The following is a 22,202-nucleotide window of genomic DNA, read 5'->3' as shown; positions in this document are numbered from 1 at the left end:
ATGGCCGAAAATGGAACCGACACCAGCGACTCCGCGATTGCTCCCGAAGCGACAGCACAAGCTGCCCCTGTGAAAATGCAGGTCTTGGGCCAATATATCCGCGATATGTCGTTTGAAAATATTCTTGCGCAGAAAGGTTTGAAGGTCGAAGGTCGGCCGAATATTTCTGTTCAAGTGGCCCTTGATGCCAAAAAGCGCACTGAGGACAATCAGTTTGATGTGGCGACCAAAATCAAGGTCGAATCCAAGACCGAAGAGGATGCGACCCTGTTCATCCTTGAGCTTGATTACGCGGGCGTGTTCTTGATCGAAAACGTACCGGACGAGCAAATGCATCCATTCCTGATGATCGAATGCCCGCGGATGCTGTTCCCGTTCTTGCGCCGGGTTGTTCATGATGTGACGCGCGATGGGGGTTTCCCGCCGCTGAACCTGGATAACATCGACTTTGTTCAGCTCTATCGCCAAGACATGATGCGTCGTGCAGAAGCTCAAAAGGCCACTGCTACGACCAACTAAGATCTTATATTAGCTGTATTTTTTCCAAATTGCGCCGTCGCCCAACCCGTCCACAAAGGCGGCGTGGGCGGCGGTTTCTTCGTCTGAGATACGCGGCGGAAGTGGGGCAGGGCGACGTGTGGGCCGCCATGTGTCGTTTTCAGGAACCGAAGACGCCGCAGATTTTTTTGATGGTTCCGGCGCGAGCACCAGATCGGGTTGACGCCCACCGATGAGTTCAAGATAGACCTCAGCCAAAATTTCCGAGTCAAGCAAAGCGCCGTGCAGCGTGCGCGCAGCGTTGTCGATGCCAAAACGGCGACACAATGCATCCAAAGTGGCCGGAGAGCCGGGGAATTTTTTGCGTGCGATGGCGAGGGTATCAAGAGCACGGGCAAAGGGAATTTCCGGTAAGCCGATCCATTTCAGCTCTGCGTTGAGAAATTTCATATCAAAGCTGGCGTTGTGGATCACGAGTTTGGACTCAGGCCCGATGAAATCAAGAAAGGCCTGACCCACAGCTTTGAACAACGGCTTATCTTTGAGCGTCACCTCACCCTCTTTTGGCGCGCGCGGTGGCGTCAAAAGATCGGGGCCAATGCCGTGAACGCCGAATGCGCCATCGGGCATGTCCCGTTGCGGGTTGATATATTGGTGATAGGTCCGCCCGGTCGGCATGTGATTGAACAGTTCAATCGCCCCGATCTCAACGAGACGATCGCCGCTATGTGGATCAAATCCGGTGGTTTCGGTATCGAGAACGATCTCACGCATGGGCTATTTTGGTCCTGAGAGTTGAGAGCAGATTTTGAACCTGAGCGCGGGTGGATTCAAGAGTGTCGGTTTCAATAACCGTATCGGCACGGGCCCGTTTTTCCGCATCTGGCAGTTGTTTTGACAGAATGGCGTTAAAATGCGCCTCCGTCATACCCGGTCGGGCAAGCACACGGGTGGCTTGGGTTTTTGCGTCGGTTGAAACGACGACAACAGCATCGACGGTTTTATCCGCACCGATTTCAAACAAAAGCGGAATATCGACCAAAGCAATAGGGGCGGTACAATCAGAAACGAAGCTATGCCGATCTACGGCGACAAGGGGATGCACAATGGCTTCAATTTGTTTGAGTGCGCCGGGATTGGCCACGATAATGGATTTAAGCCGATCTTTAGAGACAGCCCCATCACGAATGGCCTCAGGGAACAGTTTGGAAATCGGGCCGACAGCCGCGCCATTTTTGCCGTAAAGCCGTGCCACAGCGGCATCGGCGTCCCAGACGGGGACACCTTCCTCGGCAAACATCGCTGCGGTGGTGCTTTTGCCCATTCCGATGGAGCCGGTGAGGCCGATGAGAAAAGGCCGGGAAGTCATGTGGAGAGGATGAAGTTTCGAGTGGCTTCATCAACATCGGGACGCCGACCGAACCAACGCTCAAACCCAGGTGCGGCCTGGTGCAGCAACATGCCAAGACCATCGACGGTTTGACAGCCCATCTCGGCGGCACGCTTGAGCAATCCAGTCCGCAAGGGGGTATAAACGATGTCTGTGACCACTGCTTTGGGGTTCAGGCGGTCCAAAGAAAGTTTGAGCTCTGGCTGACCCACCATGCCAAGAGAGGTGGTATTGACCAGCGTGGCAACCCCATCGAGCATGTCAGCGGCATTGACCCATTCGCAGACCACAACCTTGGTGCCAAACTCAGAGCGCAACACATCCGAACGCATACGGGTGCGGTTAGAAAGCCGAATTTCTGGAACGCCGACCTCAAGCAAAGAGGCGATCACAGCCCGGGCTGCGCCACCCGCGCCAAGCACAGCGGCAGGACCAGACGTCGGATCCCAATTGGCACTGGAACGCAGGTTTTCAACGAAACCATAACCATCTGTATTATCAGCATAAAGCTTGCCATCCGGGCGAAAGATCAACGTGTTGGCGGCCCCAATGAGAGCCGCGCGGTCGGTGACAATATCGGCAAGGCCCAGGACGGTTTCTTTATGCGGAATGGTCACATTTGCACCAACAAACCCCATTTTTGGCAGGGTTTGAAGGGCCTCTTTGAGGTCCATCTGTTCAATATGAAGCGGCACATAATGGCCTTTGATCCCGTAACGCTTCAACCAGTACCCATGCAATTTTGGTGATTGGCTATGGCTGATTGGCGCACCGATGACACCCGCCAGTGGAATTTTGTCACTCATGATGCAATCATCCCCCTTTCCGACAGGTATGCCAGAAGTGGCAGCAAGGGCAAACCCAAGACCGTAAAGTAGTCGCCATCAATGCGTGAAAAAAGCCGCACGCCTTCTTCTTCGAGTTTATAACAGCCAACAGCATGGCGAATGCTGTCCCAGTTTCGCTCCAAATAGGCGTCCAGATAGGCATCAGACAAGACATTCATCGAGAGGCGCACTTCGCCCACATGGCGCCATTTTGGTTCACCGTTTTCATAGATGACAGCAGCGGAGAGCAACGAATGCCGTTCTCCGCGCATTTCACTCAAAAGCGCGCGAGCTTCTTCGATGTCCTTAGCTTTTGAAATCAAGCGCCCTTTAAAGGACAAGACCTGATCGCAACCGATAACCATGGCCTCTGGATGTTTCATCGACACTTTGCGGGCCTTGCCCTCAGCCAAAGCATCGGCAATCTCGCGCGGCGTTGCGGCTTCAGATAAGAGCGCATCTTTTACGCTTTCTTCATCAATTCGTCCGACGATCACATCAAAGCTCAAGCCAGCATTTTGCAACAGAACACGCCGTATCTCGGAGCCGGACGCAAGGATGAGGGGTTTGGGACTGTTTATCACTCTGTGGAAAACTCCTGTGCGTTTGCGTTGATCAAATAGCCGAAATCAGCTCAATCCATCTCATATGGGGATATCAGGGCTGGTTGAGGAAAAATACGCACTCTTTCTCCTGTGTGGAAAAGAAATCTCTCGATGACGGTACGGTTTAGTCATCCATCATGTGAAACTATTTTATCCCCATATTTTTTGAGGTCTCCTTTTTTAAACCACTGAATTTAAATTATAAAACTTATTTATCCAAAGGTGTGGATAGAATTAAACGGCCTTTTAAACCGGAGGAGAACTGTGTGAGTAACTCGATAATCCCCATTATCCACAGGCCTTACTAACAACATCATCTTTCTTTTCTTTCTTTTTATTTTATTAAGAGAGCGAACCAAGGGAGACGATCATGGGCGATATTTTAGCGAGCGTATATCCATGGGTGAAATCTCTACATGTCATTTCTGTCATCGCTTGGATGGCTGGGATTTTCTATCTTCCTCGACTTTTTGTTCGACACACTGAAAGCGTGAAACGGGGCAGTGAAGCCGATATCCTATTTCAGGACATGGAGTTGAAGCTACTCAAGCTGATCATGAACCCAGCGATGATTTCGACGTGGATTTTTGGCCTCTGTCTGGTGATGACGCCAGGGATCGTTGATTGGTCTGCAGGTTGGTCGTGGATCAAAGCCGGTTCTGTGATTGCAATGACCTGGTTTCATCATTGGCTTGCCTTGCGGCGCAAAGAGTTTGTAGCGGGAACCAACACCCGGACAGGGCGTCAGTATCGGATGATGAACGAATTGCCGACGCTTTTGATGATCATCATCGTGATCATGATCATCGCCAAACCATTTTGACCTAAGCCCGTTTGGTGAATACTGTCTGTTCTGTCTGAGAAAGATTGACTTAACCGCTTTCTGTTCCTATGTACTCTCAAATCCCAGCCGTCCGGCACAAATGGGATTCTCCAGTATAATTTGACCAAGAGACCACTCATCGAGTTGGTCGAGACGGATTTTTCATGACAGTCACCACCCTTAATCTGGCCGATCTCAAAGCTAAGAGCCCCAAAGACCTTCTTTCAATGGCTGAAGAGCTTGAGATCGAAAACGCCTCGACCATGCGCAAAGGCGAGATGATGTTCTCGATCCTGAAAGAGCGGGCCGAGGATGATTGGGAAATCTCTGGCGATGGCGTGCTTGAAGTGCTGCAAGATGGGTTCGGGTTTCTACGCGCGCCTGAGGCCAACTACCTTCCGGGTCCTGATGACATTTATGTCTCCCCGGATGTGATCCGTCAGCATGGGTTGCGCACCGGCGATACCGTGGAAGGTGTCATGTTGGCACCTGATGAAAACGAACGCTATTTTGCGATCACCAAGGTTACGCAGATTAACTTTGAGGAGCCTGAAAAGGCCCGTCACAAGATCAACTTTGACAACCTGACACCGCTTTACCCGGATGAACGTTTCAAGTTGGAGATCGAAGATCCGACGCTGAAAGACCGCTCTGCTCGGATCATCGACCTTGTTGCTCCGATCGGGAAAGGTCAGCGGGCGCTGATTGTTGCTCCGCCGCGCACGGGTAAAACAGTTTTGCTGCAAAATATCGCCCATTCGATCGAAACCAACCATCCAGATTGCTATCTGATCGTTCTTTTGATCGACGAGCGTCCCGAAGAGGTGACGGATATGCAGCGGTCTGTGAAAGGGGAGGTTATTTCTTCTACCTTTGATGAACCCGCAACCCGTCACGTCGCCGTTTCTGAAATGGTAATTGAAAAAGCCAAACGCCTGGTTGAACACAAACGCGATGTGGTCATCTTGCTCGACTCGATCACGCGTCTTGGCCGCGCTTTCAACACCGTTGTGCCATCGTCCGGCAAGGTTTTGACTGGTGGTGTCGATGCCAACGCCTTGCAGCGCCCTAAGCGCTTCTTTGGGGCCGCACGTAACATCGAAGAGGGCGGGTCTTTGACCATCATCGCCACCGCCTTGATCGACACCGGCTCGCGGATGGATGAGGTCATCTTTGAAGAATTCAAAGGCACCGGCAACGCAGAGATCGTTCTGGATCGTAAAGTTGCGGACAAACGTGTCTTCCCGGCGATGGATATTCTCAAATCCGGCACACGAAAAGAGGAGCTTTTGGTCGATTCCAAAGATCTTCAGAAAACTTATGTGCTGCGCCGAATCTTGAACCCAATGGGAACAACCGATGCGATCGAATTCCTGATCTCGAAGTTGAAACAGACCAAGAGCAACGGCGAATTCTTCGATTCTATGAACGCTTAACATTTAATATCAATAGGTTAGCCTATGGATACGATCTACGCCCTGGCATCCGCCCGCGGCAAAGCAGGCGTCGCAGTGGTCCGGATTTCCGGGCCGCTTGCGTTTTTGGCTGTCAAAAATTTCACTGGGGATGTGCCCGCTCCAAGGCGCACGGCGCTGCGCGTTCTACGCGATGTGGCAGGTGAGGTGCTTGATGAGGCTTTGGTGATTTGCTTTGAAAAAGGCGCGTCTTTCACCGGGGAAGAAAGCGCTGAACTACAACTTCATGGTTCCATTGCAATTGTGAATGCGGTGTTGTGCAGTCTCTCAGAAATGGAGGGTTTGCGTATTGCAGAGGCGGGTGAGTTTACGCGTCGAGCGTTGGAAAATGAACGTCTCGATCTGGCGCAGGTCGAAGGCCTCGCTGATCTGATCGAAGCGGAAACTGAGGCGCAGAGACGTCAAGCTTTAAAGGTGTTCTCAGGGGTACTTGGCGATAAGGTTGAACGTTGGCGGACTGCTCTGGTCCGTGCAGCGGCTTTGATTGAAGCGACGATTGATTTTGCCGATGAAGAGGTTCCGGTTGATGTTTCACCAGAGGTGCTTGAACTGATCGCAAGTGTCATGCTGGATCTCGAAACCGAGGCACGCGGTGCACATATGGCGGAACGGATTCGTGATGGCTTTGAAGTCGCCATTGTCGGCCCTCCGAATGCTGGAAAGTCCACGCTGCTGAATGCCCTGGCTGGACGCGATGCGGCGATCACGTCTGAGGTTGCTGGGACCACGCGAGATGTGATTGAAGTTCGGATGGAGCTTGGTGGGTTGCCTGTGACTCTTTTGGACACGGCGGGCCTGCGCGAAACGGATGACGTGGTTGAAGCGATTGGTATTGAGCGCGCGCGTGAACGGGCAAAACACGCTGATCTACGTGTTATTCTTTTAGCGGAGAAAGATGCTGTTGCGGAGATGATACCTGAAGAGGGCGATCTTTTGGTGCTCAGTAAGGATGACGACGGATCGAAGCACGGCACATGGCTTTCGGTGTCTGGAAAGACCGGGCAGGGGATCGACGTGATGGTCGCTCAGATTTCTGCGACCTTGACAGAACGCGCTTCGTCCGCGTCCTCGGCCATTCGTGAGCGCCACCGAGTTGCAATTCGTGATGCGTTGCTCTCTTTAGAATCGGCGAGAAATGAGGTATTGCTCGGGCCAGATCGGACGGAGTTGGCGGCAGAAGAGTTGCGTACAGCAATCCACGCACTCAATTGCCTCGTGGGCCGAGTCGATGTCGAGAATATCCTCGGAGAGATTTTCTCCAGTTTTTGCATTGGGAAATGAAAATGACGCAAGGAGTGTTTCACGTGAAACATACCGACTTTGATGTTATTGTCGTTGGCGGTGGTCATGCCGGATCTGACGCTGCGGCTGCGGCAGCTCGGGCAGGGGCTCGCACCGCTCTGATCACACTTAAGCGTAGTAATATTGGCGTCATGTCCTGCAATCCTGCTATCGGTGGGCTTGGAAAGGGGCATCTTGTTCGTGAAATTGATGCTCTGGACGGCGTTATGGGACGGATTGCAGATAAAGCGGGAATTCAATTTCGCTTGCTGAACCGTCGAAAAGGTCCTGCGGTTCAGGGCCCGCGCGCACAAGCGGATCGAAAGATTTACCGCGAAGAGATGCTAAAAGAACTTTCTGCCACGGAAAACTTAACCATCATTGAAGCGGAAGTTGCCGATCTTATGATGAAGGATGCGCAGATCTCAGGCGTCATTTTGGCTGACGGTTCTGAAATTTCCTGCGGCGCTGCCGTCCTGACCACCGGTACATTCCTGAATGGCTTGATACATATTGGTGATGTCAGCCACTCAGGTGGCCGGATGGGGGATAAACCATCAATCGCTTTGGCTGAGCGACTCTATGGATTTGGTTTGCCAATGGGGCGTCTGAAAACGGGAACACCGCCGCGTTTGGATGGTAAAACGATCAATTGGGATATTTTGGAAGAACAGCCGGGTGATGATGTACCTGTGATGTTCTCCTTCCTAAATCACGCTCCAACAGCGCGTCAGGTATCCTGCGGAATCACACATACAAATGAAGCCACTCACGATATCATTCGCGAAAACCTGTCGAGATCTGCGATGTATGGGGGGCATATTGAAGGGGTCGGCCCACGTTATTGTCCCTCGATTGAAGATAAAGTTGTGCGCTTCGCCGACAAGACCTCTCATCAAATTTTCTTAGAGCCTGAAGGTGCGGATGATGACACAGTTTATCCAAACGGCATTTCGACCTCTCTTCCGGTCGATATTCAAGAGGCCTATGTGCGCTCCATTCGTGGCCTTGAAGCCGTTGAGATTCTTCAACCAGGATACGCGATTGAGTATGATTATGTGGATCCCCGTGCGCTCCGAATGACACTCGAATTGCGCGATGTGCCGGGACTTTTCCTTGCAGGGCAGATCAATGGGACCACAGGCTACGAAGAGGCTGCCGCACAAGGACTTGTGGCTGGTTTAAACGCCGCACGCAAATCCTTGGGTAAAGAGACAACGGTGTTTGCGCGATCTGAAAGCTATATCGGTGTGATGATTGATGATTTGGTGACGCGCGGGGTGACCGAGCCCTATCGTATGTTCACATCTCGGGCTGAGTTTAGACTGTCCTTGCGTGCAGATAATGCAGATCAAAGATTAACGCCTGTGGGTTTGGATGTGGGCCTCGTTGGTCGAGATCGTGAACAGTCGTTTACTCAAAAGATGGAAGCCCTCGCGTATGGTAGGTGTCTTTTGGAAAGTCATGCTTTTACTCCAAAACAGATGTCAGCAGCTGGCATTCTTGCAAGTTCTGATGGAAGCCGTCGCAACGCCTTTCAAATTCTGTCATTTCCTGACGTTGAGTATGATGAGATAATCAAGCTTGATCAGATATTTTCTCAGATTGATTGCGATATCCGCGAGCAACTTTCAAAAGACGCGTTGTATGCAACTTACATAGAGCGGCAACAGCGGGATGTTTTGGCGATGAAGCGGGACGAAAAGCAAATTATCCCTGATGATTTCGATTATTCAACGCTGGTCGGCCTTTCGAATGAGCTACGAATGAAGCTTGAGCGCGTGCGCCCACAAACAATCGCGCAAGCAGGTCGTGTTGAGGGGATGACCCCGGCGGCGACCACTCTTATTCTTGCGCGGATGCGCCAAGGAAAGAAAGCAAAGGCATCCTGATGAATAAAATTTCATTTGCGGGCTTGGATGTTTCACGTGAAACATTCGAGCGACTTGAGGCCTATTTTTCAATTTTAAAGAAATGGAATCCTGTCATAAATTTGGTGGCAAAATCCACAATTGAAAATGCTTGGAATCGGCACTTTCTGGATTCAGCCCAAGTATTTGCTTTGGCGCCGAGAGAAAGCAAATACTGGCTCGATATCGGTAGTGGGGGAGGGTTCCCAGGTTTGGTTTCCGCTGTTTTGGCCGCTGAGCTCGCGCCTGATATGGAGTTTACTTTGGTTGAGTCTGATCAAAGAAAGGCGGAGTTCCTTCGCACAGTTGCTCGAGATCTAAATGTTTCCGTTACTGTACTGGCAAAACGCATTGAAGATATCCCCCCCTCAATGCGGATGTCATTTCTGCACGAGCGCTTGCAGCCCTACCACTACTTTTAAGTTTTGCTGAGCGCCACCTTGCTCCCAATGGATTGGCTATTTTCCAAAAAGGGGCCAATGTGTCAGGCGAGATCGCGGAATCTCTTGAAACTTGGCGCTTCACCTATGAAGAATATCCGAGCGCGACGGGCCAAGATGCCGTCACCCTTCTTATTGGAGATATAGGACGTGTCTGATCCCACCCGCCCACCTAGCCCAAAGATTATCGCAGTCGCAAACCAGAAGGGCGGTGTCGGAAAGACGACGACGGCAATAAATCTGGCTGCCGCATTGGTTGAAAATGGATTTCGTGTTCTTGTTGTTGATCTTGATCCGCAAGGGAACGCATCGACTGGTCTGGGTATTGATGTAGAAAGCCGTAACTACACCACTTACGACCTGGTCCTTGGGGATGTGGATTTGCACGATGTTATCCAAACAACAGATATTGAGGGCCTGTGGATTTCACCCGCGACCGTTGATTTGAGCTCTGCTGACATTGAAATGGTCTCAAGCGAAAAACGCAGCTTCCTTTTGCATGATGCGCTGCGTCAGCCTGCGATTGATGGTTATCTGTTTGATTTCATTTTAATTGATTGCCCTCCCTCGCTTAGCCTGTTGACTGTGAACGCGATGGTTGCCGCTGATTCCGTGTTAGTGCCGCTTCAAAGTGAATTTTTTGCGCTCGAAGGCTTGTCTCAATTGATGTTATCCGTGCGAGAGGTGCGTCAGACGGCAAATCCAAAGTTGAGAATAGAAGGGGTTGTATTGACGATGTATGATCAACGAAACAACCTTTCTCGACAGGTTGAGTTGGATGCCCGTGAGAATTTGGGAGAATTGGTGTTTCAAACGGTGATTCCACGCAATGTGCGCGTTAGCGAAGCTCCGTCTTTTGCTTTACCGGTTCTTCAATACGATTCTAATTCTAAGGGCAGCTTAGCCTACAGGGCTTTGGCGACTGAAATTGCCGCAAAGAGGGGAAATTAACAGATGGAAAATCCGTCTAAACCAAAAACCCGAGGGCTCGGCCGTGGCTTGTCAGCGCTAATGGCTGATGTTGCGCCGGAAATGGGCGGGTCATCTGGTGCAAAAGAACCTCGCCGTCCTGATATGATGGTGCCTATCGAAAAGATCGTGCCGAATCCAGATCAGCCACGGCGAACCTTTGAGCAAGGTGCATTGGACGATTTGGCGAATTCTATCCGTGAAAAAGGTGTGATTCAGCCCTTAATCGTGCGGGAAAGCCCCAAGAATGTCGGTGAGTATGAGATTGTTGCGGGTGAGCGTCGGTGGCGCGCATCGCAACTTGCACAATTGCATGAGTTGCCGGTTATTTTGCGGGCCTATACCGACACCGAGGTTCTCGAAGTTGCGATTATCGAGAATATTCAGCGCGCAGATCTCAATGCAATCGAGGAGGCGGCAGGCTACAAGCAATTGATGGAGCGATTTGGCCACACGCAGGAGAAGCTTTCTGATGCTCTGGGTAAAAGCCGTAGTCATATTGCCAATCTGATGCGTCTGCTGCATTTGCCGCCGGATGTTCAGGATTTGGTAGTTGATGGTCAGCTTTCGGCTGGGCACGCACGAGCGTTGGTGACGGCTGAACATCCGGGCGAGCTTGCGAAACGGATTGTAAAAGGCGGGCTTTCCGTACGGGACGCAGAAAAACTGGTTAAGGCGGAAAAAACCCCACCTCAGCCAAAAGCCGCAAAAGTATTTCGCCCCTCTGAAAAGGATGCTGATACGCGTGCTTTGGAGGCTGATTTGTCGGCTACGGTCGGGATGATGGTGGAGATTGATCACAAAGACGGGTCGGAGAGCGGTAAACTCTCGATCACCTATGCGACTTTGGATGATCTGGATACGATTTGTAGGATTTTGTCGAAAGGCGTTTAGGCGTCTGGAATCAAATCTCGGATGACAGCATTTAACAGCGGGCGCCCTTTTCCAGTTACGGAAAGGCGCCCGTTTTCTGATTTTAGAAACCCGTCGTCCAATAAATATTTGTTTTTAATAGAATAATCATATCCAAAAAGGGAAGATAGCCGAGCTAAATCAACGCCTTCTGATATTCGAAGCCCCATCATGAGGTATTCAAGAGCTTGATCATAACCGGGCAGGGCGCTGCGTTCGTGTTCGCCGTGTCCTTTTGCATCAACGGACGCGAGCCAGAGTGCCGGAGAGAGTGGTGTGTCGATTGCGTATTTTTGCCCAGAAAGAGTGAGGCGAGAATGAGCGCCAGGGCCGATGCCGGCATAATCGCCATAACGCCAATAAATAAGATTGTGTCGACTCTCAGATCCTTTTCGAGCGTGATTAGAGACTTCATAGCTCGGCATACCGGCGGCGTCACATTCGTCTTGGGTGAGAAAATACATGTCAGCGGCATCGTCATCGGAAGGAAGATCGCGCAATTGGCCGCGATTGTAGCGATCGCCAAAGGCGGTTCCTTGTTCGATGGTCAGTTGATAGAGAGATAGGTGATCGACCGCCATAGAAAGCGCTTCTCGCAACTCTAAACGCCAGTCGTGCAGAGTTTGGCCTTGGCGAGCGTAAATGAGATCGAAGCTAACCCGATCGAAGGCAGATCGAGCGACATCAAAGGCCTTTTTCGCTTCTGACACGGAATGAAGTCGACCAAGGCGGCGGAGATCGTCGTCACGAAGTGATTGAATGCCCATGGACAGACGATCAACACCTGCGTCGCGATACCCACGAAAACGACCCGCTTCCACGGAGGTTGGGTTGGCCTCAAGCGTGATTTCGACATCATTTGCAAGCGTCCATGAGGCTCTAACCCGGCTTAAAATCGCATTCACAAGCTCCGGTTCCATCAAGGATGGGGTTCCGCCGCCAAAAAAGATCGTGTTGACCAAGCGCCCCGGTGTGAGCGCTGCAATTCGGTCAATTTCAGAGAGATACGCGCGCTCCCAGGCCTTTTGGTCAATTGTGGCCGCGACATGGGAATTAAAATCGCAATAGGGGCATTTTGCCTGACAAAACGGCCAGTGAAAATAGAGACCAAATCCGCCGTTTTGCCAGTCTTCCATCATCAGCCCTTGAATGCCGTGATTTCGATTTCGACTTTCATCTCAGGCTTGATGAGATCGGCAATTACCATTGTCGCCGCAGGGCGAATGTCGGAGAGGAATTCGCCAAGTGCCGGGATGAGCTCGTCGACCAAGGTTTTGTCACTGACGGTGTATTGCACACGTACAGCGTCTGAGAGGGAAAACCCGGCCTGTTCCAGTGCATTTGAGATGGTTTCAAAGCAGTTACGCGCCTGATCTGCGATGCTGTCGGGCATGGTCATTGTGGCATAATCGTAGCCGGTTGTGCCGGAGACGAAACACCAATCGCCTTGGGCGACAGCTCGGGAATAGCCCATGGTTGCTTCAAAAGCAGAGCCGGACGAGATGAGTTTACGAGTGCTCATTTAGAGAGGTCCTTGAAGGGTCCGGAGACCAGTTTACGAAAAGCATCGGCACGGTGGCTCATGTCCTGCTTTTTGGCAGGGTCCATTTCACCAAACGTTTCTGTTTCGCCCTCAGGCAAGAAGATCGGGTCGAAGCCAAAACCCAAATCACCACGCATTGGCCAAACAAGGCGACCTTCGACTTTGCCTTCAAAAATTTCGTCATGACCATCGGGCCACGCGAGACAAAGAGTACAGCAAAAGCGTGCGGTGCGGGGCTCGGAGGCATCTATAGCCTCTAGCTTGTCCCAGACTTTCTTCATCGCCATCGGAAAATCGCGACCATTGGGTGTTTCCGCCCAATCGGCGGTGTAAACGCCAGGGGCCCCGCCCAAGGCATCGACCATTATACCGCTGTCATCGGAAAGCGCAGGAAGCCCGCTTTCTTTCGAGGCAAAATGGGCCTTGATTCGGGCATTTCCGGCGAATGTATCTTCGGTCTCATCCGGTTCTTCGAACCCAAGATCGCCAGCGGAGATGACTTTGATACCGAACGGCGCAAGAAGCTCCGCGATTTCGCGAAGCTTGCCTTTGTTGTGGGAGGCGAGGACCAGTGTGTCGCCATCAAACGTGCGCATCAGGCGACCGCAGCGTTTTGTACAGCAACCAGTTCAGCGACACCTTTTTCTGCAAGATCAAGGAGTTCGTTCATTTGAGCGCGGGAATAGGTGGCCCCCTCGGCACTCATTTGTGTTTCGATCATCTGACCATTGGCGAGCATGATGAAGTTACCATCTACGCCGGCTTCGGAATCCTCAGGGTAGTCGAGATCGAGCACAGCCTGACCTGCGTAAATGCCACAGGACACGGCAGCGACGTTGGAAATCAGTGGATCAGAAATCAGTGCGCCGGATTTCAACAATTTGTTGGTGGCAATGCGCAGAGCAACCCAACCGCCCGTGATCGAGGCGCAGCGGGTGCCGCCATCGGCCTGAATGACGTCACAGTCGATGGTGATCTGACGTTCGCCAAGGGCAACGCGATCCACACCAGCGCGCAGGGCGCGGCCGATCAAGCGTTGAATTTCCACGGTCCGGCCGCCTTGTTTCCCTTGAGTGGCTTCGCGGCGCATGCGCGAGGAGGTCGAACGCGGCAACATGCCATATTCCGCTGTGACCCAACCTTGGCCAGAATTGCGCATAAACGGCGGTACGCGCTCTTCAATGGTGGCGGTGCACAAAACATGCGTGTCGCCACAGCGGATCAGGCATGAGCCTTCGGCATGTTTTGTCACATTGGTGTCGATTGAGATCGGGCGCATCTCGTTTAATTTCCGTCCGGAGGGTCGCATGGTCATTCCTTCCAATTTTTGTTGGCTGAGACATAACGAAGTGGGTGTGAAAGGTGCAAGTGTCATTGACCCCGGCAACGCATGTCTTTTAATGACGATACCGTTGGAGCCCTTTGCCATATGAACGACCGTGCGAATTTAATCAGCGAAATGAACGACCGATCCCGCGAGGTGTTCCGCCGTGTTGTGGAGGGCTACCTCGAAAATGGTGATCCGGTTGGCTCGCGCACCTTGACGCGGACAATGAACGAAAAAGTCTCGGCGGCTACGGTGCGCAATGTGATGCAGGATCTTGAGTATTTGGGCCTGCTGGACAGTCCGCATGTGTCGGCTGGGCGCGTTCCGACGCAGCTCGGGCTACGTTTGTTTGTGGACGGGTTGCTTGAACTTGGAACCGTGACAGATGACGTGCGTGCGAAAATGGAAGAGACCGTGCGTGATGATCAATCTCACGTTGGTGGGATGTTGGATCGGGTCGGTTCGGCGCTCTCTGGGCTGACGCAGGGCGCGAGCCTTGTTTTGGCGCCCAAGCACGAAGCCCCTGTAAAACATGTGGAATTTGTTAATTTGGCGCCAGATCGTGCGCTTGTGGTTTTGGTCTTTGCGGATGGTCATGTGGAAAACCGGATTTTCACGCCACCGATTGGACAAACGCCATCTTCGCTACGTGAAGCGACGAATTTTTTGAACTCACTAATTGAGGGCAAAACCCTAAGTGAGTTGCGCACAGTGGTGGAGCGCGAGATCAAATTGCGTCGACAAGAGTTGGATAGCCTTGCTGCTGATCTGATCGAAAATGGCAGCGCCTTTTGGGAGGGCGAGGGGGCCGTTTATGAACGTCTCATCGTGAGAGGGCGGTCAAATCTTTTGGGAGAAAGTGCAGAGGCCGAGGAGTTGGACCGCATTCGAAGCCTGTTTGATGACTTGGAGAAGAAGCGCGACATCGCTGAATTCCTCGAACTGACCGAGGATGGCGAAGGCGTGCGCATTTTCATTGGCTCAGAAAACAAACTTTTCTCTCTTTCGGGTTCCTCTTTGGTGGTTTCTCCTTATATGAACGCTGAACGAAAGATAATTGGTGCTGTGGGAGTGATCGGGCCGACTCGTCTCAATTATGGGCGGATTGTTCCGATTGTGGATTACACGGCGCAACTTGTAGGTCGCATATTGTCCGGCAAGGCGTGAAAAGGTGGAACATGACGGATCCAAAAAAAGACATGGCTGAAGAGATCGAAACCGAACTGGATGCTGAGCTCGAGGAGTTTCTTGAGGCTGCGGCCGAAGAAGAGATCGACGAGCTGGAGACGCTACGCGCGGAACGTGATGAATTCAAAGATCGGTTTATCCGCGCCGTTGCAGATGCCGAGAATTCGCGCAAACGGGCCGACCGGGATCGGCGTGAGGCGGAGAATTACGGTGGGTCGAAATTGGCGCGGGATATGTTGCCGATTTTTGACAACATGAAACGCGCGATTGATGCAATTGCCGAAGATCAGCGTGAGGCTCAAGCGGCTCTGATCGAAGGCATCGAATTGACCATGCGCGAACTGGTCAGCGTGTTCAAAAAGCACGGGATCGTCATCATTGCACCCGAAGTCGGTGATGCGTTCGATCCGCAGGAGCACGAAGCGATGTTCGAGGCTCCGGTGCCGGGCACAAAAGCGGGCGACATCATTCAGGTGATGAATGTGGGCTTTATGATCCACGATCGTTTGTTGCGTCCGGCTCAGGTTGGCGTGTCGTCCAACCCGGCCTAAGCTCAAGCAATTCGAAAGACAAAAAGCCCTCACAGCAGTGGGGGCTTTTCTCCATTTAAGACTCAGCCGATTTTCGCCTTTAAATCATAAAGCACCTGAAGCGCTTCACGGGGCGTCAATTCGTCCGGCAGAATATCCAAAAGCGCCTTCTCCACAGCACTTTCTTTCGCCTTCGGCACAGGAGCAGGGGCGGGCATGGCCGAGAACAGCGGCAGATCATCAATGATCGCCTTCGGATTGGCCGCATGTTGCGATTGGCCTTTTTCAAGCGCCTCAAGCACGGCCTTGGCGCGCTCAACCACAGTCGTTGGTAGGCCCGCAAGGCGCGCGACCTGAACGCCATAAGACCTGTCCGCCTTGCCCTTGATCACTTCGTGAAGGAAAATCACCTCACCGTCCCATTCCTTTGCCGAAACGGTGGCGTTTTCTGCCCCTTTGAGTTTGTCGGAGAGGCTGGTCATCTCATGGTAATGGGTCGCGAAAAGTGCGCGACAGGCGTTGACGTCATGGAGATGTTCAAGCGTGGCCCATGCGATAGACAGCCCGTCATAGGTCGCCGTTCCGCGGCCAATTTCATCAAGGATAACGAGCGCGCGATCATCGGCTTGGTTTAGAATGGCTGCGGTTTCGACCATTTCAACCATAAAGGTCGAGCGGCCACGCGCCAGATCATCCGAGGCTCCGACACGTGAAAACAGTTGCGAGACAATGCCGATATGCGCCTCTTTGGCGGGAACAAATGACCCGGCCTGCGCGATGAGCGCGATGAGCGCGTTTTGGCGCAGAAACGTTGATTTACCCGCCATGTTCGGCCCGGTCAAAAGCCAGATCGCCGCGCCGTCGTGACCATCCGAGAGATCACAATCATTGGCGACAAATTTATTGCCACCTTGCTTGCGTAAAGCTCGTTCCACAACGGGGTGACGCCCGCCAATGATCTCAAAACTTCGACCCAGATCCACCTTTGGGCGGGTCCAATCCTCTGAAATTGCTAGATCGGCGAGCGAACTGATCAGGTCCATTTCCGCCAGAGCGGAGGACGCATCGTTGATCGCAGGCGCGCGTTGGAGGATGGCCATGCACAGAGTGTCAAACAGGCGCTTTTCAATCTCAAGAGCCCGTCCGCCAGCATTGTGAATTTTGGTCTCAAGCTCGCTGAGTTCCAACGTCGTAAACCGCACTTGGTTGGCGGTGGTTTGGCGGTGGATAAAGGTTTCATTGAGTGGAGCAGACAACATTTTTTCTGCATGGGTCGAGGTTGTTTCGATGAAGTAGCCCAGCACGTTGTTGTGTTTGATTTTTAGGGAGGAGACACCCGCCGTTTCGGCGTATTTGGATTGAAGTGAGGCGATCACACCTCGGCCTTGGTCGCGCAGGGTGCGGCATTCATCGAGTTCAGTGTCATAGCCGGGCGCGATAAAACCACCATCGCGCGCAAGAAGCGGCGGTTCAGCGACAAGGGCCGTATCGAGAAGGTCGATCAGTTCAATATGGCCGACAAGAAATGCTGTTTTTTGCTGGATTAGGCTCGGAAGTTCTGCGCTTGAAAGGGTATCGGCGATGGTTTCCGCCTGCGATAGACCATTGCGAATGGCAGCCAAATCGCGTGGACTGCCGCGCTCCAGACCAATGCGAGACAGCGCGCGTTCCATATCAGGCACACGTCGTAGAGCCTCACGCAACGGTTCGGAGAGCTTCGGATTGTCTATGGCAAAGCTGATGGCATCAAGCCGCGCCGTGATAATGTCGGCATCTCGGGATGGGCTTGAGAGGCGACGCTCCAAAAGGCGCCCGCCAGCCGCGGTCACAGTGCGATCCATAGCGGACAAAAGCGACCCATCGCGTGCACCGGACAGGGAATGTGTGATCTCAAGGTTGCGTCGGGTGGCGGCATCAATCTGCATGTTGCCCCGAAGGGATTCACGCACGGGCGGTCGAACAAGCGGCAATTTGCCTTTTTGGGTGATATCGAGATAGTCGATGATCGCGCCCATCGCCGACAATTCGGCCAAAGAGAACGCCCCAAATGCATCTAAAGATGAGACCCGAAACAGCTCCGTCAGGCGCTTTTGTGCCGAGGTACTGTCAAAGGATGCGCGTGAAAGAGGTGTCATATTTGGATGAAAATCAGAGACCAATTCAGCCCAATTCGCGTCATTTGCCTCAGAGATCACGATCTCAGATGGGTTGAGGCGCGCAAGTTCCGGGCCGAGGCCAACCAAAGGGCAGGGCATGACATGAAAAGCCCCTGTAGAAATGTCGATCCAAGCCAGCGCGCCCTCATTTCGAACCTCAGCGAAGGCGGCGAGATAATTGTGGCGACGTGCATCAAGCAGGCTGTCTTCGGTCAAGGTGCCGGGGGTGACAAGACGCACCACATCGCGTTTGACCACAGCTTTTGCGCCACGTTTTTTCGCATCGGCCGGATTTTCGAGCTGTTCACAGACCGCGACTTTGAACCCCTTGCGGATCAAGTTCAAAAGATAGGTCTCAGCGGCGTGAAAGGGCACGCCGCACATCGGAATGTCGTCACCCGCATGTTTGCCGCGCTTGGTTAACGCAATGTCGAGCGCCTGCGAGGCGGCAATCGCATCATCAAAAAACATCTCATAGAAATCACCCATGCGGTAAAACAGCAATGCATCGCGATGACGCGATTTGATCTCAAGATATTGCGCCATCATCGGGGTGGCGGCGGGCGTTTCGTTGGACACGGGTTTGTCTCTCCGGTTTGGGTTGCCCCAACTTACTCGCACTATATGTGGCGTAAAGGCCCAGAACGCGTTCTTTTTGTTGAGGCCGGGGCTCAGTCTGGATAAGGATGCAGGCCTGACGAGGAGGAGGCCCACCCGCATGTCCAAGATCAAACAAACCCGCGAAGAAGCGCTCGTATTTCATATGGAGCCGCGCCCAGGCAAATTCGACATCACGCCAAGTGTTCCGATGAACACTCAGCGCGATTTGTCGCTGGCCTATTCTCCCGGCGTGGCTGTGCCTTGCGAAGCCATCGCGGCCCATCCCGAAACGGCTTATGATTACACCAACAAGGGCAACCTTGTGGCGGTGATTTCCAACGGAACAGCGGTTTTGGGTCTTGGTAATCTCGGGGCGCTGGCTTCCAAGCCGGTGATGGAGGGCAAGGCGGTGTTGTTTAAGCGCTTTGCGGATGTGAACTCGATCGACATCGAACTTGATACCGAAGACCCTGAACAGATCATCCAAGCGGTGCGCTTGATGGGACCGAGTTTTGGCGGGATTAACCTTGAGGACATCAAGGCGCCTGAGTGTTTCATCATCGAGCAACGGCTCAAAGAAGAGATGGACATCCCGGTCTTTCACGACGACCAACATGGCACGGCGGTGATTTGTGCAGCAGGTTTGATCAATGCGCTCTATCTGTCGGGTAAAAAGGTCGAAGACTGTAAAATCGTGCTCAATGGCGCGGGGGCCGCGGGGATTGCGTGTTTGGAGCTCATCAAGTCGATGGGTGCAAAGCATGACAATTGCATCATGTGCGACACCAAAGGCGTGATTTACCAAGGGCGTACCGAAGGTATGAACCAATGGAAATCCGCCCATGCGGCTAAGACTGACGCGCGGACCTTGAAAGAAGCCATGAAGGGCGCGGATGTGTTTCTTGGCGTGTCGGCCAAGGGGGCTGTGACTCAGGATATGGTGGCGGATATGGCCCCCAACCCGGTGATTTTCGCCATGGCGAACCCTGACCCGGAGATCACACCCGAAGAAGCCCATGCGGTACGCCAAGACGCCATCGTGGCCACGGGACGCTCGGATTACCCCAATCAGGTCAACAACGTGCTGGGCTTTCCCTACCTGTTCCGGGGCGCTTTGGACATCCATGCCCGCGCGATCAATGACGAGATGAAAATTGCCTGTGCGCGTGCGCTGGCTGAGCTGGCGCGTGAGGATGTGCCCGATGAGGTTGCTTTGGCCTATGGGCAAAAGCTGTCGTTTGGCCGTGATTACATTATCCCCACGCCGTTTGATCCGCGCCTGATTTACACCATCCCGCCCGCTGTGGCGCAGGTTGGAATGGACACCGGCGTGGCGCGTCGCCCGATTGTCGATATGGAAGGCTATGTACAGGAACTGAAAGCGCGCATGGACCCGACGGCGCAGATCCTTCAGGGTCTTTATGCGCGGGCGAAACAGGCGCAAGCGACGATGATTTTTGCCGAGGGTGATGATCCGCGCGTCTTGCGCGCTGCCGTTGCCTATCAGCGTGGTGGATTTGGCCGCGCACTTGTGGTTGGGCGTGACGACGATGTGCGCACTCGACTTCAAGAAGAGGGTCTTGGCGAGGCTATGGCGGAGCTTGATATCGTAAACGCCGCCAACACACCGTATTTGGACGAGTATAAATCCTTCCTCTACAATCGCCTACAGCGCTCCGGGTTTGACCAAAAAGACATTCACCGTCTGGCGGCCCGTGATCGTCACGCGTTTTCGGCACTGATGTTGGCGCATGGCCATGCCGATGGTCTGGTGACTGGCGCGACGCGTAAATCGGCGCATGTGTTGGATCGGATCAATTCGGTGTTTGATGCCAAGGCCGAAGATGGCGCTGTGGGTGTGACCGCCGTGCTGCACAAAGGCCGGATCATCTTTATTGCTGATACTCTGGTGCATGAATGGCCCGATGAGAACGATCTTGCCGATATTGCTGTTTCTGCCGCTCAGGTGGCGCGTGCGATGGGGATCGAGCCGCGTGTGGCCTTTGCGTCTTTCTCGACCTTTGGGTATCCGGTCTCTGAACGTGCCAACAAAATGCATATTGCGCCGAAAGTGCTTGATAAGCGCGGCGTTGATTTCGAATATGATGGGGAAATGACGGTCGATGTGGCGCTCAATCCCGATGCGATGGCGGCCTATCCGTTTTGTCGCTTGTCTGGACCGGCCAATATCTTGGTGGTGCCTGCGCGACACTCTGCATCTATTTCGGTGAAGCTGATGCAAGAAATGGCCGGTGCGACCGTGATTGGACCAATTTTGACGGGGGTTGATAGGCCTATTCAGATTTGTTCAACTGTTTCTACTGTAAATGATATTCTGAATATGGCGATCCTTGCGGCCTGCAAGGTGGGTCAGACGCACTAACGGATTTCGGAAGGGAAGTGGATGGCGATTTTTAATCTGGGTTCGGTGAATATCGACCATTTTTATACACTGCCACATCTTCCTGCGCCGGGCGAAACACTCAGCGCGCGCGAGCACAGCCTTGGGTTGGGTGGCAAAGGGATGAATCAATCCGTTGCCGCCGCCAAGGCGGGTGCGTCCGTGTTTCACATTGGTGCGATTGGCAAACGGGACACATGGGTGCGTGATAAAGTCCAATCCTACGGGGTGGATTGTAAATTTTTGCGCCTGGTCGAACAGGATACGGGTCATGCCGTGATCTATGTTGATGCGGAAGGCGAAAACACCATCGTTTTGGAAGCCGGCGCGAACATGCAGCAGGACAGCGAATTTGTTGTAGATGCAATTGATCAGGCGGCGTCCTCTGACACGCTTTTGATCCAAAACGAAACCAACCTTCAGGCCTTTGCTGCGACTTTTGCCATCGTCAAAGGCATGCGGGTGATCTATTCCGCTGCGCCCTTTTCGATCAAAGCGGTCACCGATCTTGTGCCTGATGTGTCGATGCTGGTGATGAATTCGGTTGAGGCGGCACAGCTTTGTTCCGAAATGGGCGTGACTCTTGATAAAATTCCTGCCCCGCAGGTCATGGTTACCCTTGGTGCGCAGGGCGCGATGTGGCGCTCCAATGAGACCGGAGAAGTGATCGAAGTGCCCTCACCTGTGGTGCATCCTGTGGATACGACCGCCGCAGGGGATACCTACATCGGCTATGTGGCGGCGGGGCTCGACCTTGGCATGCCAATCAAGGCGGCGATGGAATGGGCGGTTCAGGCGGCCGCACTTAAGGTCACGCGCCACGGGACCGCCGATGCAATCCCGACCGCCGATGAGGTAAAATCTTTTCGGGCTGCGTGAGTTCTATGGGAATACACAGTATAGTGTAGTTGTGTTGCGTATGCGGGCTACATTTTGAAAGAAAAGACTCGACTCTCGGGCCGAATCGTGGAGTCCTAGACGTGCGAACGCCCATTAGCGTCAACTAATGAGCGTTCAGACGTCACAAGGACGCAGTGTAATATACACACTAGGATTCTCTAGGATTGCATCGCCTCCGTCAAGTGACCTTTCTCTCGGCAAGCGGTTTGTCGGGGGAATTCAATCTTATGAACGGATAAAGACAATGTACTATGTTTTGTATAAAGACGCTGGAGGCTATTGGCGCTGGCGTTTGCGCGCAGCTAACAACAAGACGATCGCAGATTCAGGGGAGGGCTACTTTAATAGGAGTGATGCGCTTAGCGGCATTGCTCTTGTGAAGCAATCTTCCAATGCACCGGTAAGAGAAGCTTCGGGTGCTTTCTAA

Annotated in this window: 21 protein-coding genes and 1 pseudogene; 13 read left to right on the top strand and 9 right to left on the bottom strand. The window is 52.9% G+C overall.

From position 1 onward, the window contains the following. Complete coding sequence (gene secB / locus DA792_RS16770; protein WP_107721303.1) at positions 1–519, top strand: protein-export chaperone SecB; 519 nt, start codon at positions 1–3, stop codon at positions 517–519. Between the two features lie 9 nt (positions 520–528). On the opposite strand, the gene dnaQ is transcribed toward secB, so the two are convergent. From dnaQ to DA792_RS16750, 4 genes are read right to left on the bottom strand one after another with little or no spacing between them, the layout of a single operon-like run. Continuing rightward, positions 529–1,272 carry a DNA polymerase III subunit epsilon gene (dnaQ, locus tag DA792_RS16765; protein WP_107721300.1) on the bottom strand — a complete coding sequence of 248 codons (744 nt, stop codon included), beginning with the start codon at positions 1,270–1,272 and terminating at the stop codon, positions 529–531. After that, complete coding sequence (gene coaE, locus DA792_RS16760; RefSeq protein WP_107721297.1) at positions 1,265–1,867, bottom strand: dephospho-CoA kinase; 603 nt, start codon at positions 1,865–1,867, stop codon at positions 1,265–1,267. The genes dnaQ and coaE overlap by 8 nt, the downstream gene beginning before the upstream one ends. Next, positions 1,864–2,694, bottom strand: a complete 831-nt coding sequence (locus DA792_RS16755; protein WP_107721295.1) for a shikimate dehydrogenase — start codon at positions 2,692–2,694, stop codon at positions 1,864–1,866. The genes coaE and DA792_RS16755 overlap by 4 nt, the downstream gene beginning before the upstream one ends. Next, positions 2,691–3,296 (bottom strand): Maf family protein, encoded by a 606-nt coding sequence (locus DA792_RS16750; protein WP_107722747.1) that lies wholly within the window; start codon positions 3,294–3,296, stop codon positions 2,691–2,693. Before DA792_RS16750 ends, DA792_RS16755 begins: the two co-directional genes overlap by 4 nt. 394 nt (positions 3,297–3,690) lie before the next feature. On the opposite strand from DA792_RS16750, the gene hemJ reads away from it, so the two are divergent. The 7 genes and pseudogenes from hemJ (at position 3,691) to DA792_RS16715 (ending at position 11,112) form a co-directional block, all read left to right on the top strand. Beyond that, the gene (gene hemJ, locus DA792_RS16745; RefSeq protein WP_107721292.1) at positions 3,691–4,143 is read left to right on the top strand and encodes a protoporphyrinogen oxidase HemJ; all 453 of its coding nucleotides are present in this window, start codon (positions 3,691–3,693) and stop codon (positions 4,141–4,143) included. 164 nt (positions 4,144–4,307) lie between these two features. Further along, complete coding sequence (gene rho, locus DA792_RS16740) at positions 4,308–5,579, top strand: transcription termination factor Rho (protein ID WP_107721290.1); 1,272 nt, start codon at positions 4,308–4,310, stop codon at positions 5,577–5,579. Positions 5,580–5,603: 24 nt separating this feature from the next. Continuing rightward, positions 5,604–6,899, top strand: coding sequence for a tRNA uridine-5-carboxymethylaminomethyl(34) synthesis GTPase MnmE (gene mnmE, locus DA792_RS16735; protein WP_107721288.1), 1,296 nt, complete (start codon positions 5,604–5,606; stop codon positions 6,897–6,899). 23 nt (positions 6,900–6,922) lie between these two features. Further along, a complete protein-coding gene (gene mnmG, locus DA792_RS16730; protein ID WP_107722746.1) occupies positions 6,923–8,791 on the top strand; it encodes a tRNA uridine-5-carboxymethylaminomethyl(34) synthesis enzyme MnmG in 1,869 nt (622 codons plus the stop codon). Beyond that, a pseudogene (gene rsmG / locus DA792_RS16725) lies at positions 8,791–9,407 on the top strand (16S rRNA (guanine(527)-N(7))-methyltransferase RsmG). Before mnmG ends, rsmG begins: the two are co-directional and overlap by 1 nt. Then, positions 9,400–10,200, top strand: coding sequence for a ParA family protein (locus DA792_RS16720; RefSeq protein ID WP_107721286.1), 801 nt, complete (start codon positions 9,400–9,402; stop codon positions 10,198–10,200). Before rsmG ends, DA792_RS16720 begins: the two are co-directional and overlap by 8 nt. Before the next feature lie 3 nt (positions 10,201–10,203). Then, positions 10,204–11,112, top strand: a complete 909-nt coding sequence (locus tag DA792_RS16715) for a ParB/RepB/Spo0J family partition protein (protein WP_107721284.1) — start codon at positions 10,204–10,206, stop codon at positions 11,110–11,112. Here DA792_RS16715 and hemW read toward each other — a convergent pair. Genes hemW through rph form a run of 4 tightly spaced genes read right to left on the bottom strand, consistent with a single transcriptional unit; the run spans position 11,109 to position 13,982 of the window. Then, positions 11,109–12,266, bottom strand: coding sequence for a radical SAM family heme chaperone HemW (hemW, locus tag DA792_RS16710; RefSeq protein WP_107721283.1), 1,158 nt, complete (start codon positions 12,264–12,266; stop codon positions 11,109–11,111). The two genes, DA792_RS16715 and hemW, sit on opposite strands and share 4 nt — an antisense overlap. A 2-nt stretch (positions 12,267–12,268) precedes the next feature. Continuing rightward, positions 12,269–12,652 carry a RidA family protein gene (locus DA792_RS16705; protein ID WP_107721281.1) on the bottom strand — a complete coding sequence of 128 codons (384 nt, stop codon included), beginning with the start codon at positions 12,650–12,652 and terminating at the stop codon, positions 12,269–12,271. Beyond that, positions 12,649–13,269: an RdgB/HAM1 family non-canonical purine NTP pyrophosphatase gene (gene rdgB, locus DA792_RS16700; protein ID WP_107721278.1), complete on the bottom strand. Its 621-nt coding sequence runs from the start codon at positions 13,267–13,269 to the stop codon at positions 12,649–12,651. Before rdgB ends, DA792_RS16705 begins: the two co-directional genes overlap by 4 nt. Continuing rightward, positions 13,269–13,982 carry a ribonuclease PH gene (rph, locus tag DA792_RS16695; protein ID WP_107721276.1) on the bottom strand — a complete coding sequence of 238 codons (714 nt, stop codon included), beginning with the start codon at positions 13,980–13,982 and terminating at the stop codon, positions 13,269–13,271. The genes rdgB and rph overlap by 1 nt, the downstream gene beginning before the upstream one ends. Positions 13,983–14,102: 120 nt before the next feature. Between rph and hrcA the strand changes: the two genes are divergently transcribed. Beyond that, positions 14,103–15,167, top strand: a complete 1,065-nt coding sequence (gene hrcA, locus DA792_RS16690) for a heat-inducible transcriptional repressor HrcA (RefSeq protein ID WP_107721274.1) — start codon at positions 14,103–14,105, stop codon at positions 15,165–15,167. An 11-nt stretch (positions 15,168–15,178) separates the two neighbouring features. Beyond that, a complete protein-coding gene (locus tag DA792_RS16685; RefSeq protein ID WP_107721272.1) occupies positions 15,179–15,739 on the top strand; it encodes a nucleotide exchange factor GrpE in 561 nt (186 codons plus the stop codon). A 62-nt stretch (positions 15,740–15,801) separates the two neighbouring features. Here the strand turns inward: DA792_RS16685 and mutS are convergent, their stop codons facing one another. Next, positions 15,802–18,423 carry a DNA mismatch repair protein MutS gene (gene mutS, locus DA792_RS16680; RefSeq protein WP_107722745.1) on the bottom strand — a complete coding sequence of 874 codons (2,622 nt, stop codon included), beginning with the start codon at positions 18,421–18,423 and terminating at the stop codon, positions 15,802–15,804. A gap of 169 nt (positions 18,424–18,592) precedes the next feature. Here mutS and DA792_RS16675 point away from each other — a divergent pair, with 169 nt between their 5' ends. From DA792_RS16675 to DA792_RS16665, 3 genes are all read left to right on the top strand, one after another. Beyond that, positions 18,593–20,857, top strand: coding sequence for an NADP-dependent malic enzyme (locus tag DA792_RS16675; protein ID WP_107721270.1), 2,265 nt, complete (start codon positions 18,593–18,595; stop codon positions 20,855–20,857). Positions 20,858–20,878: 21 nt separating this feature from the next. After that, complete coding sequence (locus DA792_RS16670) at positions 20,879–21,754, top strand: ribokinase (protein WP_107721268.1); 876 nt, start codon at positions 20,879–20,881, stop codon at positions 21,752–21,754. Between the two features lie 265 nt (positions 21,755–22,019). Next, complete coding sequence (locus DA792_RS16665) at positions 22,020–22,202, top strand: YegP family protein (protein WP_107721267.1); 183 nt, start codon at positions 22,020–22,022, stop codon at positions 22,200–22,202.

Source organism: Celeribacter baekdonensis (genome assembly GCF_003047105.1).
Lineage (GTDB): Bacteria > Pseudomonadota > Alphaproteobacteria > Rhodobacterales > Rhodobacteraceae > Celeribacter > Celeribacter baekdonensis_B.
Note: the sequence above shows the minus strand (reverse complement) of the source record. Positions and strands in the feature narration are given on the sequence as shown.